15 protein-coding genes are annotated in these 14,250 nt (G+C 43.9%); 1 reads left to right on the top strand and 14 read right to left on the bottom strand.

The genetic code is table 11. From position 1 onward, the window contains the following. Nucleotides 1-4 precede the first annotated feature (4 nt). From P8H32_RS08390 to P8H32_RS08350, 9 genes are read right to left on the bottom strand one after another with little or no spacing between them, the layout of a single operon-like run. Nucleotides 5-1,210 carry a glycosyltransferase WbuB gene (locus P8H32_RS08390; RefSeq protein ID WP_301089165.1) on the bottom strand — a complete coding sequence of 402 codons (1,206 nt, stop codon included), beginning with the start codon at nucleotides 1,208-1,210 and terminating at the stop codon, nucleotides 5-7. Nucleotides 1,211-1,222: 12 nt separating this feature from the next. Further along, complete coding sequence (locus tag P8H32_RS08385; RefSeq protein WP_297291173.1) at nucleotides 1,223-2,206, bottom strand: NAD(P)-dependent oxidoreductase; 984 nt, start codon at nucleotides 2,204-2,206, stop codon at nucleotides 1,223-1,225. A 15-nt stretch (nucleotides 2,207-2,221) separates the two neighbouring features. Further along, a complete protein-coding gene (locus tag P8H32_RS08380) occupies nucleotides 2,222-2,710 on the bottom strand; it encodes a glycosyltransferase (RefSeq protein ID WP_297291174.1) in 489 nt (162 codons plus the stop codon). Further along, nucleotides 2,707-3,165, bottom strand: coding sequence for a PssD/Cps14F family polysaccharide biosynthesis glycosyltransferase (pssD, locus tag P8H32_RS08375; RefSeq protein ID WP_297291175.1), 459 nt, complete (start codon nucleotides 3,163-3,165; stop codon nucleotides 2,707-2,709). Before pssD ends, P8H32_RS08380 begins: the two co-directional genes overlap by 4 nt. After that, nucleotides 3,162-3,842, bottom strand: a complete 681-nt coding sequence (locus P8H32_RS08370; RefSeq protein WP_297291176.1) for a hypothetical protein — start codon at nucleotides 3,840-3,842, stop codon at nucleotides 3,162-3,164. The genes pssD and P8H32_RS08370 overlap by 4 nt, the downstream gene beginning before the upstream one ends. Further along, nucleotides 3,832-4,974, bottom strand: coding sequence for a glycosyltransferase family 4 protein (locus P8H32_RS08365; protein ID WP_301089163.1), 1,143 nt, complete (start codon nucleotides 4,972-4,974; stop codon nucleotides 3,832-3,834). Before P8H32_RS08365 ends, P8H32_RS08370 begins: the two co-directional genes overlap by 11 nt. After that, nucleotides 4,971-6,110, bottom strand: a complete 1,140-nt coding sequence (locus P8H32_RS08360) for a glycosyltransferase family 4 protein (protein ID WP_301089161.1) — start codon at nucleotides 6,108-6,110, stop codon at nucleotides 4,971-4,973. The genes P8H32_RS08365 and P8H32_RS08360 overlap by 4 nt, the downstream gene beginning before the upstream one ends. Before the next feature lie 35 nt (nucleotides 6,111-6,145). Then, nucleotides 6,146-6,856: a hypothetical protein gene (locus tag P8H32_RS08355; RefSeq protein ID WP_301089160.1), complete on the bottom strand. Its 711-nt coding sequence runs from the start codon at nucleotides 6,854-6,856 to the stop codon at nucleotides 6,146-6,148. A gap of 56 nt (nucleotides 6,857-6,912) precedes the next feature. Beyond that, the gene (locus P8H32_RS08350; protein ID WP_301089158.1) at nucleotides 6,913-8,223 is read right to left on the bottom strand and encodes an O-antigen ligase; all 1,311 of its coding nucleotides are present in this window, start codon (nucleotides 8,221-8,223) and stop codon (nucleotides 6,913-6,915) included. A 224-nt stretch (nucleotides 8,224-8,447) separates the two neighbouring features. On the opposite strand from P8H32_RS08350, the gene P8H32_RS08345 reads away from it, so the two are divergent. After that, entirely contained in the window at nucleotides 8,448-9,422 is a 975-nt protein-coding gene (locus P8H32_RS08345) for a glycosyltransferase family 2 protein (protein ID WP_301089157.1), read from the top strand. A 32-nt stretch (nucleotides 9,423-9,454) separates the two neighbouring features. Here P8H32_RS08345 and P8H32_RS08340 read toward each other — a convergent pair whose 3' ends face one another. The 5 genes from P8H32_RS08340 to P8H32_RS08320 all read right to left on the bottom strand — a co-directional run bounded on the left by P8H32_RS08340 (nucleotide 9,455) and on the right by P8H32_RS08320 (nucleotide 14,244). Continuing rightward, nucleotides 9,455-10,372, bottom strand: a complete 918-nt coding sequence (locus P8H32_RS08340; RefSeq protein ID WP_301089155.1) for a sulfotransferase — start codon at nucleotides 10,370-10,372, stop codon at nucleotides 9,455-9,457. Nucleotides 10,373-10,375: 3 nt separating this feature from the next. Then, nucleotides 10,376-11,557 carry a glycosyltransferase family 4 protein gene (locus P8H32_RS08335; RefSeq protein ID WP_297291183.1) on the bottom strand — a complete coding sequence of 394 codons (1,182 nt, stop codon included), beginning with the start codon at nucleotides 11,555-11,557 and terminating at the stop codon, nucleotides 10,376-10,378. 8 nt (nucleotides 11,558-11,565) lie between these two features. Further along, a complete protein-coding gene (locus P8H32_RS08330; RefSeq protein ID WP_297291184.1) occupies nucleotides 11,566-12,444 on the bottom strand; it encodes a sulfotransferase in 879 nt (292 codons plus the stop codon). Next, nucleotides 12,441-13,250, bottom strand: coding sequence for a polysaccharide deacetylase family protein (locus P8H32_RS08325; protein ID WP_301089153.1), 810 nt, complete (start codon nucleotides 13,248-13,250; stop codon nucleotides 12,441-12,443). The genes P8H32_RS08330 and P8H32_RS08325 overlap by 4 nt, the downstream gene beginning before the upstream one ends. Before the next feature lie 91 nt (nucleotides 13,251-13,341). Then, nucleotides 13,342-14,244 carry an AAA family ATPase gene (locus P8H32_RS08320; RefSeq protein ID WP_297291186.1) on the bottom strand — a complete coding sequence of 301 codons (903 nt, stop codon included), beginning with the start codon at nucleotides 14,242-14,244 and terminating at the stop codon, nucleotides 13,342-13,344. Nucleotides 14,245-14,250 lie beyond the last annotated feature (6 nt).

The raw sequence follows: 14,250 nt of genomic DNA, 5'->3' as shown, positions 1-14,250 counted from the left end.
ATTTTTATAGGACAAACGCTTTATGTAATACCGCATTCAATTCCCAGTTTTGTTCGGCATAACGTCTTCCGGCAGCGCCCAGGCGGGCACTTTTTTCCGGGTCATCAATTAATGCTATAACAGCCTGACAGAGCTGCGCTGCATTATCAGGTGATACCACTGCTCCACACAGCTTGACTACGCTAGCTACCTGGGTATTTTGCCCAACAGTGGCTATAACTGGTTTTCCGCTGGATAACATGTTGGTTAATTTTGAAGGCATTACAAGATCCTCCGCACCTGCTCGCTGCGGTAGCAAGTGAATATCAGCTATATTTAATAGCTCATTCAACCTGTCCATCGGTTGAAGCGGCAAAAATTGAATGTTTGATAAGCCCTGCGCCAAATGCTCCAACTCAGGCCGCATAACCCCATCGCCGCATAGTAATAAAATAATATCCTCTCTGTGCTGAACACCTTTAGCCAGCTCAACAAGTATTTCAAGACCTTGTTTCTTGCCCATATTACCTGAGTACAGCAGCACCTTTTTATCGGCATCAATATTTAATTCTAAGCCTAATTTATTAATCCCGGCTATAGGCTGTATCGCATCAATATCCGTCCAATTTTCAAATAAAAATTGTTTGGCGGGATCAATGCCTTTGCTCACTAAGCGCTCGAGCATTTTTTCCGAGATGGTAGAGACTCTATCGAACCTTCTCATGATAAAACGCTCAATCATTTCTACCACCTTACGGACGGGCCCCTCAGGTAAAATGTTTAATTCAAAGGCGGCATCCACTTCAAAATCCTGAATATGTAGCCATGAGAAGGCGCCCGCCAGTTTTGCACTCAACCATGCGACCGGGGTACAGGCTACGGGGGGCTCTATAACCTGTACTACATCGGGCCGCTTAGTTAATGCTAGCCATAACATCACGGGCATACTGGACATGGCAAATGAAAGTAAATGAATAATACGGGTTAGGCCCGTCGGCGACGGTGGCACCCAGACTGGGCAACGGATAATAGTTACACCGGCGACTTGCTCTGTTTTATAAGCACTACTACGGTAACCCTCAGCTACTTTCCAGGCAGGATAATAAGGTGGAGCTGTTACCACATAGACATCATGTCCCTGGGCCGCCAACCACTCGGCCATCTCACCGGTATATTTGCCAATACCTGTCAACTCTGGCCAATAATTGATGCTATTTATTAGAACTTTCACTCTATAAGGCTCCTAGTTTTCTTTTATCCAATCTACGGTTTCTGCAATACCCTGCTGCATTGTATAGGGCAAAGGCCCGACCACTTCACTGATCGCTTCGGTAGGGACTATATTGTTTGCCGTCATATTGCGATAACGAAAGCTATTCATCGGAAATTTATGAATGCCTATTTTTTCCAGCATATCCCCGACCAGCCCTGCCGCTTGCAGAATAAACCCGGGGATATTGCGCACATCCCGGCCGTGAAATAACCGGGAGAAACCATTTACCCATTCATGCAGATTGATCGGTGGATCAGTCAGGTAAAATACTTTTCCAGCTATCGCCGTCTCTTCCACCTGTAATAATTTATCTAATTGATAAACAGAATTGCCCACATAACCATAAGAGCGTTTGGCCTGGGACGCACCCGGGTGGAAATATAAACCTTTGCGCATAATTTTAAAGAAACCATCCAATAGCCTTAGGTGGTGTGGCCCCCAAATAACAGCCGGGCGAACAATGCACCAGCTATAGGGTAGTTGTTGTTTACGCACCGCTTTTTCTGTTTCTACTTTGCTTTCACCATAGAGTGTATTGGGCTTGAAATCCAAATCGTCTTTGGGTAAATAGCCAGGCTCACAGACCAACATACTGGAAATAATAATGACCCGCTCAACACTCGGTAGCTTGGCTGCATTTAAGACATTCTCTACACCCTGTATATTCGCACTATAGCCATTAATGTCATTTTCTTCTTCAAGGTCCGTACGCGCCGCCATATGAATAACATGGGTGGGTGAAAAGTCTTCAAAGGTTTTTTTCAAACCCTCTGCGTCCAAAATATCCTGCTGAACCCAAGAAGATTCCTGACTGGGGATCAAGGTGGGAGGCACGACATCAATATTCTGGATCTCAATATTGCGATCAATAAAATACTTCACCAGGTTGGCGCCGATAAAACCTGAGCCGCCAGTGACCAGAATTCGCATTGCTTTTTCATTATTTTCTGACATGTTTTTCTCTGGTTTTTAAGCTAAATTCACTGATTTAAGATAATCACTAACAATGCCCGGAATCTGATTACCCGCAACGGCAGCCGACGTAAAATCGATGGCCGCTATAATTGAGCTATAGAGATTTTCAATATCATATACGGCGATCAGATAGCCAGTATTTTCGAGCTCTCTTACCAGCTCTTCCTGGTAATCCTGCGCCTCACCTAATTCGGGCTTTTTGGGCACTGCCACAATGGGCTTGTTATAAAATAGCGCATCTCTAATGCTGCCAAAACCGCCATGACAAACTACTACATCAGCTTGTTTTATCTTTGCATGCAGCTTATCTTTTTCAATAAACTGCTCATACTCACAGTGATAAGGCCGATATTCTGAACTGCCAGTCTGGATAAAAACATCCCAGCCATGCTCACCCGCCAACTGGTCCATAGGTTTTATAAAGCGGTCAAAGGGATAGGGGTTGGTGCCAACCAATGCCACGATATTCATAGCAAGACTCATAGTAACACCCCACCATAGACGGCATTGGGGAAGAACTTAAGCAGGCCCTTCCACTGTACAATAAAAAGATCTGCATGCTTGTACATAAGGTCGCCGGTTTTGGATGCTGTGGTCACCCGAGCACCGGACTCAATATAAATTAATTTGGAACGAAATAGGAATTTCCCCAGCAGCGATGTGGCAATAGAAATCCCACCACCGGTATTGATAATAACCTTGGGGCGATCACGCAATAAAATATAAAAGCTTTGCAAGAAATTAATTAAATACTTTATTAAGTTTCCATGGGGGTCAACGATATAGCGCACTTTTTCAGACTTAAGGGTCTCTTCTGTATGTGCCATTCTGAATGTAATAATTATTCGATCAATGGGCACGCCCTCTGTCGCCAATAGTGATTCTGTTAGATGCCCTCCTCCGGCACCAATAACAAAGGCTTTTACAGGTTTACTCATGATGTTTTACCTTGAGCTAAAGATAGTGCATTTAAAATTTGCTGTTTGGTCTCGTCCAGACTGCCGCTATTATTGATGACCGCCCAGTCAAATGTAGATGATAGCCGCTGATACAAGCGGATCTTGGTTTCCATTTTATGATCCTCTTTCAACTCCTGCCGGATGGCTGTAATGGCGTTATAGTCACGGCTAATTAATAATGTATGGCCAAGGCCCTGTACCTGCGAAACAAAGGCCCGGCCAAAAGCGCTCTCTCCAAGATCCTCTACCGCTATATCACCCATAACATCAACCAATGTATCCCATGGTCCACGCTCACAAATCAATACATCGCTTTTGCCTAGCTTACTCAGTATTTTCAGTCGAGTAGCAATCCGGACATCCAGAATTTGCAGAACCACAAAAAGATAGCGCAGCAATCCCAGCTTCTCAAAGTCATGAAAACCAAAAGGCTCGCCATCTACTTGTCGATAATAGTTATGCCCGGTTAAGCGCAACAATGCGAGCAAGGGCTTGGAAAAATAATTATTAAACCTGGACCATACCTTGTTAACGCTTAGACTGCGCCGGTTGCACTCTTGTTCGAGCCACTCAGTCAGTGTTGACTTGCCCGAACCATCAACACCAGTGATAAACACCACAATAGTGCCCTTTGAGCGCGAGTTATCAATCATCATCAAGCTCCAGCACTTCACACCATTGCCGCGACATTTCATCCCAGGAAATCATTTTTTGATAGTGACCTGCGCAAGCATTTTTCAATTCTTGTTGCCGGTCACTATCTTTAGCCAAGCTATCCAGGGCTGCGGCCAGCTGATCAACATCACCGGCGTTGATTTCAATACTGGCATTTTTGATCAAATAAGATGAGCCTACAATATCACTGGTAATAACAGGAACGCCGGCCGCAACCGCCTCCATTACTGCTACGGGTAAATCGGACTGCACGAGGACAAAAGGCAAAACCACCGCCGAAGCGGAAGACAGTTCTGCCTTTAGGTCCTGCTGTTCCAGCCAACCACCTTTAAAGACAACCTTTTCGCTTATATTTCTCTTGTGAACCTGTTGCTGCAAATGCGCCACATCTTCTTTGCTGGCACTGCGAGCCAGAACCTTGAGCCTTAGCGAGCTTGACCGGGTTTTTGCCAGGGCATCCAGCAGTAGATAAAAACCTCTAATATCTGATGCGGTGCCCATATAAATCAATATTGTTTCATCACTATTGCTTTGGGGCAACTGAGTCACTGGCGACCATTTATTCAGGTCAATACCCGGAGCAATAAGATTTATATTTGCGTCATGCAGCGATTTGGATAGAACTTCACAGGTTCGTTCAGACTGGGAGATAAGCCCGGCAAAGTATTGATTAAGTTTTCTCTGCCAAATAAAACCCGGGATTAGCAATTGCCTGGCAAATTTTGCCATCTCACTAAACGGCACATAGCGGGCAGCCGTTATAAAATCCTGCAGCCCATAAAAGGGATAAGAGACAAAAGCGTAAAACTGTTTTGGCTTAGCAATGCTATACCAGCTGGATGTAGCCAAGGTAAGCGGCGTCACCAGGGCGATCAGCTTATCCGGTTGCAGCCGGTCTATGTGCTGTAAAATTTCGGGGGAGTTGGTCCCCCGCAAACTTTTAACGGCCAGCACCTCATAGTGTTCACTTTTATAGGGATCTTCAACATCGGTAATCACCGACACGCAATGACCATGAGATGACATATAGCAGGCTACCTGATCAATGGTCAGCCAGGGCTGCAAAGGTATTTTGCTATCTATATAGTTGTAAACGACAAATACAATATTCACGACAGTAACTTTCGCAAGCTGTTTAACCAATCAGCGGTTCGTTTAACCATAACATCTGAAGTAAAATTTTCTTTAAATCGCTGTTGGGCAGCAGCACCTAAACGCGCTCTTAAAGATGGATCACTCGCCATTCTCAGCAGAGCACCGGTTAATTGTTGCACTTGCCTGGAGTTTACTACTAAACCTTCTTTTTCATCTCTTACCGACTCGGTGTTGCCACCTACGTCGGTAGATACGATAGCCTTAGCTGCACGCATCGCCTCCAACAAGCCTATGGAGTGGTACTCGGCCAAAGAGGGTAGTGCAAATATATCAAATGCCTCCAGGCACCGGGGTACATCGTTGCGTAGGCCAGGGAAAATAACCGAGTCGTTTAAGCCCATGGTGCTGACCAGCTCTTTAAGCATCTGCTCTTCTTCGCCCACACCTAGAATAACTAATTTTACCTGTCGATTTTCTGCAACCACCTGTGCATGGGCTTTTACTAAATAGGACAGGCCCTTAACCGGGTCCATTCTGGAAGCGGTACCAACGACGATGTCATTATCGGCTATGCCCCACTCTTTTCTTAACAGATCGCGGGCCTGTTCATCTCGACTGATATCGTCTATGCCATTATGTACCACTTGGATAATGTCTTTATCCACACCGTGTTTAATCAGGTGTGTTGCACAATGCTCTGCTACTGGCACAATGGCACTGACGAAATGGCGAAAGTAGAACGGTGTAAAATAATTATAAACCGGCTCGATCAATTGGCGTGCCGGTGTTGTTGCATGGTACTCACCATGATAAGAGCTAATACGCTGGGGGCGACTGTTACCAAACCAACGATGTAGCATCACCATAAAGTGAGCATTAAAGCCATGTGTCATCACAAAATCAGACCTTGACTGGTCTATATAACGAAATAATTTTTTAATACCGGCGATATCCCCAGCATGTTTAATACATATTATCTCGGCATTTATTTCATCTAATACCACTTCATCATATTGCCGGCCCTCGATAAGCACACAGATAGTTTTAATTTTTACCGGCTGGTATTGACTAACGCCATCAATCAGCAGGGAGTATTTTGCTACACCGCCAAGTGAAAAGCCCCAATGTACACTTAGTATTTCGAGTTGCTGCACTGTTGACCTATTCTTATTGTTATTATTATTTTCCATTATTCACACAGCGAGTGTATTTCATCGATGGCTTCAAAACCGGGATAGGCCTTGCTAAGTGCCTCATCTCGCAAAATCATAAAAACCGGGGGCTCATCTGCCCTTAGCAAACCTAAAAACTTTACGCCATCAGCTAAAAACATATCCATTGGCTGTATCGCCATGGTGGCGATAATACGCTCTCTGAGCATAATCAAATTAGCTGGTAGCCAATATTTTAAGCCGGGCTTTCGCACAATTCGCATATCCAGGTCACTGCGGTCATGCCACACTTTTCGGGTAACGCTGCCGTACATTGCCATGCCTACAATGCTTTCGCTTTTTCGCAAGCGCACTGCCATATCGTTCAAAAAATCACAGGTGGCCTTTTCACCGGGGTTTCGCAACCAGGGAAAGGTAAAGATTATAATTGCCCAAAAAGTTGAATTAAAAATCCAGTTCAAGGTATGTACGATTACGAAAGCAATAGCAAATATAATCCAGCTATCCAAGGCCAATAACCAAGCCAGCAGATAGTATACCAGCGCGGTTTCCAGCACCTGGCTGATAATGCGGAAATAGAGCTCACCACGATCTAAATATGAAATAGCCTGATGCGCCCAATTCCTGGGGATATTTATCAGTTTCGGAAGCCCACCAGGCTTTGCCTTTCTAGCTTTTTTCTTCGCTTCGCTTTTTTTTATTTCTTCTTCTAACGAATTCATTGACATGCTATCAACCTTTTAATGTATCAGCCTTTTAATGTACTGATTTTACAACGTATCGACTATGCGACCATACTCTCAGATAATTCTTTTGCGACAACAAGGCGCCGATGTATTGCGATTTTTTGCATCATGGCAAACATAAAGAATACTAATATTACTATGCCACCATTAATATCATTGGTTAAACCAACAATCATAAAGATACCAAACCAACCAATAAAGCACTTTTCAATAACTTCGCCATCCCATCGGTCTCCGCCAAAATTTTTCACCAAAGTGACGGCAGAAAATATTATCAACACGAAAATAGTCAAGCCTATCAGCCCACTGGTATAGGCTGAAGTCATCAACATATTATGACTATGATGGGGTTTATGCGCCCCCTCTATTTCTGTAGAGCGCTCAAAGCCCGCCGTACCATGGCCCAGCATAGGTTTATCCAGTGACATCGAGAACACACCAGACCAAAACTGCATACGATTGGTGACATCTCGAAAATAGTCATCAAACGCTAAAATACGTTGCAAGCTATCTCTATCTTTACCAACTAATACTACAGATTCATCATATTCAAACTTTGGTGGCGAAAAGGCCACGGAGAATAGAAACACCAAATAAAACGCCTTAACCCCAAGCGACATCAAGCCTCGTCGATTCTTACTCTTCCAGATATAGGCGGAGGAAAAAAGCATTACCATAAACGGTGCCAACACACCCCTCGAAGCACCAACCACCAGCCCCAATAGAAGCACTGCAAGTATCGGCAGTAAAATTAGCTTAACGGTTTTAATCCGTGTTTTTAACAAGGTAAACAAAACAAAAAATATCGCCAAAGAAACCGTAAATGAGTACTTAATGACATAACCCACAAACCAGTGCGTTAAACCGGAAGGCCGTTCCCCCCGCTTGATATATTCCAGTATTGCTAATAGGGTTTGCGCCACTACCACCAGCAAAAATAATACCTGCCCGCGGGTGATTTCTTTGAAGGCAAAAGGAAGTATTCTAATCACAATATAAGTTAGCACCGGGCCTAATACGCGATAACGGTATTGACGAGCTGAATCATAAAAACTATCCGTACCGAGCAACACAGGCAGCAGCATAAAGATGCCAAAGATAAATACCAGTTGATCGAGGACCGTGATGCGTTGGTGGTATAGTTTTCCCGAAACCGCAATAATCACAAACGACATGATAATCACTATTTCATAGGGTCTGATATTGCCCCATAGCAGATGAGTGAGGGGTAAACTCAAGAAAAGCAGATACCACAGGTAGCGGTGCTTATAAGAAGCACGCTCTATCCCCGCCAATAAACGGGCAGCGCCCGAGGCAGAAACTGCGGGAGTATGACTTTTTGCTACCATTTTGCTAACTCTGTACGATTGGTTGCTGCTGGCGCAGCTTAATAATTGATCAGTCTTATATTTATGTAAGCTCGGTACTTATGTGATCACATAATAGAATAGCATGCTGCTTAAGCTAGTTCTTGGTATTTTGCGGTATAGTTTGGTATTTATTATGTAACTATCAACAGAATCACCACCTTACAAACTCTGGCCTATTATCTTCCTTAAGCTATACTTGCGGGATGAAAATCACTCAAGTTTCTTTCATTCTAATTGCCAAAAATGAACAGTTTGCATTAGCCAAGTCTCTGGAGGCCATTGCTCAATTCGACATGGCAGACTGTGACGTTATTTTTGTTGACTCTGGCTCCACTGACCAGACCCTGGATGTCGCTCTATCATTCAAGGATAAAATCCAGGGCCTGAGCGTCGTCTCTATAGCGGGCGAACAAAATGCCGCAACCGCTCGTAACGAGGGGCTCAAGCTGGCAACAAAAAATATTGTCTTTTTTGTTGATGGCGACGTTGAGCTCAATCCCGAATTTATTACCGCTGGCATAGACAAAATTCAAAACAATGAGACCGATGCAGTATTTGGCCAGCTAGACGACTATGAATACGATGAAACCTTTTCCGTGCGAAATAGTATTCTTAAAAACCGCACCTCTATAAATACTGAAGAAAAACGCTACTCTTGTGGCGGAATATTTATGGTAAAAAAGAGCATTGTTGATGAAATAGGCTCTTTTGATGACCATTTTGTTAAGTGCCAGGATTTTGATTACACACTTAGAATAACAAAAAAGTACCGCTTGACGGCCATCCCAATTTCTATGGGAGTTCACCACACCGTTCCCTATAGCGATGCCTCTCGAATAAAAGCCGAGTTTAAAAATAGTCTATTTATCTATTATGGCAAAGTGATTAGAAAAAACCTCAATAATAGCAAGGGTTGTTATGCCCGCCTAAATAGCTCTGGGCACATGAAAGGCCTGCTAATACTGGCCATGCTTGTTTTTGGTTTGTTCTTTTCACCGCTGGGTTATTTGTCAATGGCACTTATACTGCTAGATGCCCTATTGGGTGTAATGAAAGGTCAAAACGTTTTCTACCGCCTCATTTCACACTATGTTGCTCCAGTCTATATGGTCTACGGACTGATTAAAGGCATCGAAAAAACACCTGCCCTTCAGAACTCTATTCAGAGAATATTATAATAGACATGGCGCCCTGCTTTAGGCCCTCGCTATTAGTAATAGCCATGCTTTTCTAAGTCCAGCTTGTATTTTTGTTCCAGTTGGCGATTGTCTTGTTTTGCAGCATCTAAAATAAGCTGGCTGGTTTTTGTTATTGCCCCCTTAGAACCACCTTTTATTGGCCAATGATCATGCACCCACTTCATCGGGTTGATCATTTTTATTCCGTTGGCACCTAATACCGGAACACCAGGGATAATCCCACCGGGGTTAAGCTGGGCCCTGAACAGGCAATTGAGTCGCCTACAAACCTCTAAACCGGTATCGCCAAAGCGGGTGGCATTAGATTGATGTATCTCTATCTGCTTATTCTTAACGCCCATAAAATCAGCTAATGTCTTAAAAAATTCCGTTGGTTCCGCTACAAAGTCTTCAAACAACAATAACAGCACCCTACCCTCGAAGTGATCCATTAGGGCATCAACATAGGCGGTAAACATAAAACGATCACGGGAGAAAAGTGCTACGCCACTATCATCAAAACCAAAAAAACGCTCAACACTCTCTGTACCACCAAATTTTATGTATTGGCGATAGAATGATCTTGCCAATGAATCTTGCCGGCGAAGAACCAGCACAACTTTGCCGTCAGGAAAAGCTGCACTAAGATTTTTAATAATTGAGTGCCTATGATCCAGGCCTTGCTCAATAACGCCCGCATAAGGCGGGCCAGAGAAAGACTCTCGCGACAACAGGTTGACTCGGGTTTCATCAATAGCACCCTCTAAATGGCCCAGCGCCTCCGAGGGGTTGAAATAAATAGGGTCTTGTTTTGATACTGCGTTGACAAACCGCGTAATTTTAGGGGACTTATTGATATAGTTTATTTGATCAAAATGGGGGAAAAATTGTTGCTGCAATGTAGTTGTCGCGGTTTTATGCAAACCCATATGTATAATAATATCAGTCATCTGCTATGCCCCCAGCTGATCAAATAAAGTATTAGCGGCCTGAGAAAATCTCAACTCAGGTTCCAATAGTGACTGACCCGATTGATGCGCCCCTTCAGCTAACCGTTTATATTGCTTGTCATCCGTCAACAGGGCATCAATTCCCGCCTGTAACTGTTGTGTTGAGTTAGGCTCATACAGTATTCCGTTAGTATCGTCTTTGACCAAAAAGGGAAACGGCCCGTAATTTGGGGCAATCACTGGCACACCCATAACCAAGCCCTCCATCACTACCATGCAACGTCCCTCTGGGAATTCTTTTCTGGTAGGGGTTATTAATAAATGAGCCTGCTTTAATAATGAAGATATTTCCTGGGTCGGACAAAAACCCAACCTTATAACTCGGTCATCAAGATTTCTCCGAGCCACCTCTTGATCCAATCGACTTGAATGTTCGCCTTTGCCAACCACTACGAGGTAAATATCGGAGTGCTTTAATAATAAGGCCTCCAGGGCATCCAATAAATCAAAAATACCTTTTATCGCGGATACCCTGCCAATAAAAAACAGGTATCTGGCGTTTGGGTTTGGGGGCAGCTTACTGTCAACGCTTTGTTCCGGAGAATTTAAATAGCTTTGATAACCCACATCAAACTCTACCACTTTGCTGGGCTGTACACCTGCACGATTAATCATTTGGTCTTTTAAATAAGGACCATGACAAATCACACCCTCTATGCGCTTTAATAGCAATGAGTCAATGGCCATCAATAGCTTTCTTGGCCAACTCGAATTATGTTCATCAACGCTATTATGCCTGGAGTGAATGAGCGGAATGGAATAGAGTTTTGACAACACAAAACAAACCCATAGCAAAGGTCCAATTCTTCCGCAAATAATTCTATCGGGGGAAAAACGTTTAATTTCGCTAAAACTTGAAGTAATCAACTGCAGTTGCAATAACAATTTTTTTACATTGCTCAGGGCTGGCCCCGTTACACGCTTGACTCGCGCATCAATAGTGTCGGTTTGATAGCTTTCATCCCTGGATCCACAGGATAATAAAAATATCGGCTGACCTTTATTCTCTGTTAGAAAATCAACCAGGAAAGCATCGGGACCACCGTCGATATCTTTGGCATCGTCGGCATCCACTCTTTCTAACTGCGACACCACATCGCCATTTTTTATATAGGCCCAGCGCATGCTATTAATTACCGATTGAGGTCATAGTTATAGTGATCTAGCAGTTCACCAGCATGTTGGTAGATAATGTCAATGTGCTGCTGGGTAAGGCGGCCAAAGCTATCCTGATTAAGGTTTCTTAAACCCATTGGCGTATCGCCTCGCACGTTAGGCAAGTCATAACTGGCCGTTGCCACATCCGATATATCCGCGCCCTCTGCCCCGACAAATGCCGCTAAGGCCGATACCGCAGCACCCGGGTCTTCGACGATGTCTTCATAGTGAAACTGCCTATAGTGATCAACATTTTTCGAATTCTCTAGCAGCACTTTATTGGCATGTTGCCACTGGTCTGCAGCTCTTGAGAAACTTTTATGTGACTTTCTATTAATACCTTCACTCACCGCATAACCATTTCTTACCAAACCAATAAAACGGCTATTCGGAAAACACTCCTGCAGCCACTGCATACGTGTTGCGTTGGCTGGCGTTTTTTCCAAAATGATATCCGATAAGGGCTGAGGTAAATGCCGCGTCCAGTCGTGAACCAAACGAGGTCCATTTTGCTCGACGCTGCCCTTCATCTTTAGAGCGTCAGCATATTCCATGTATACACGCTCATAGCCTCGTCTATAGGCTCGGGGCAATACTTGCGTATAACGCTGCCCTTCTTTTTTGAAAGTAGAGACACTGCCGACACGCCCAAGCATTCTTTGTAAAATACTAGTGCCCGAGTTATTACAGCCAACAATAAATACCCACTTATGGGAGCTTACGATCTCTTTAAATTCTTTTTTAAAATGCTCCCGGCCGCCCTGAAAATGCCAGGAGAAATCATTTAGCCGATCTAGCTCCCACCAGTGGTAGGCCTGCCTAATTCGCGCTATTCGAGACTGCACAATGTTCATTGGCTCTCCATAGCGTTTACCACCTCACCAAAAGGCATCACAGCGATATCATCCTGCCCAGCCAGCCATGCAAAGAACTCTTCCAATACCACCAACTTGTCTTCGGAAGCTTGTAGCCAGGGATGAAACCCTATTGCCGTATAGGATTGCGTTTCCCTGGCCTGTTGAACCAGCGATATCCATTTTTGTAATACTTGTTTGGGCTGCATTTTATCCCTGACATAGTACCAATCATCATCGCGTACTGGCATTCGCCATAGCTTGTTGGTCTCGGTTTGGTGAATGATATATGGGTATGGTTCACTGCCGTTCTCTGCATTCCAACGATAGTTGTTTTCACTCAATTGCTTAACCAAAGTGAAGTCCCAGGCAGACTGTGGGCTTCTATGACCAATATTGGAATAGCCTAGAGCATCAAACATTTGCTTGGCGCTCTCAACATTATGTTTTTTTTGTTGCCGGCTCAGGGGAAGCAGCACGGTGTGATCATAAGAGTGACTGGCGATTTCATGGCCCCTATGATGAATTTCTTTCACTATATCTGGAATATCATGGGCCAGTTTTGCCACGGTGTTATAGGTTGAGTGTATACCGTGTTTTTTTTCTATATCTAAAATTCTGGCTACGGTTGCAAAGCAAGGTTGCTGCTTGCCCGTTCCGGCATAGTCAGCTTCAAAATCATAAAACGTAGTTACCACCGTTTTATTGATTGTTGCTAATGGGTTTTTTTGCAGACGACATAGTTTATTGGCTTTATTATTTTTTAGCCGTCTTTTTATGCCTTTTGTAATTCTTGTTATACTCACAAATACACCTATAACGCGGCCTATCATTGTACTGCTAAATTGTACTGCTAATTTTTATTGTTATTGCATCAACAGGTTAGAGAAAGCTTATTTAAGTCAAAGCTTTTAAATCTATACCTGTCTCGGCGATAAGATCCTGCCGTACCTGTTCAACAGACTCAACATTTTTTACCTGTCTGTTTACACCACCTACTTTGCGGCCCTTTCTTACTTCCATCGCCAAGGTAAAATCAACTTCAACACTGCCCAAAGCATAGGCATGAACTAAACAATAATCACACAGGGTATTAACCAGGCGTGGCACGCCACCACTGAAATAGTAAATGGCCTTCACTGCCTGCTTAGTAAAAATATCATCTGCACCGCCAGCAACTTCCAGTCGATGCTGGATGTAGCCGTAAACCTCTTCAAAATCGAGAGGCTCCAGGTGATACTCTACAGACACACGTTGAGCAATTTGTGCATATTCCGGCTTTGATAACACGTCTAGTAACTCGGGCTGGCCCACCAGCACAATTTGCAATAACTGGTCTCTATCAGCATTGATATTGGTTAGCATCCGAAGCTCTTCGAGTGCCTTACCACTTAAATTTTGTGCTTCATCTACGATCAGTACGCAGCGTCTGCCCGCGGCATACTCTGCGATTAAAAACTTCTGAAACTCTCTGTAGAGGGCAATGTTATCTTTTTCTTCGTGAGGTATGTTAAAGGCGGAAACAACCCAGCTAATTAAACCTTCGTGAAAGGTACTGGTATTATTAATAATACCTACGGTTAGCGCTGTATAGTCAATGCGCCGCATTAGCTTTCTGATTAAGGTGGTCTTGCCTGCGCCCACCTCCCCGGTTATCACCGTAAGGCCCGCGGCGGTTTCCATCAAACCATATTCCAACAGGCTTAAACCTATTTTATGCTTTGATGAAAAATATAAATAATCGGGATCCGGAATTAAATTAAAGGGCTTGTCGCTAAGACCGAAGTGTTGTGTATACATGAGCTG

The sequence above is a fragment of the Oceanicoccus sp. genome (genome assembly GCF_029238675.1).
Lineage (GTDB): Bacteria > Pseudomonadota > Gammaproteobacteria > Pseudomonadales > Dasaniaceae > Oceanicoccus.
Note: the sequence above shows the minus strand (reverse complement) of the source record. Positions and strands in the feature narration are given on the sequence as shown.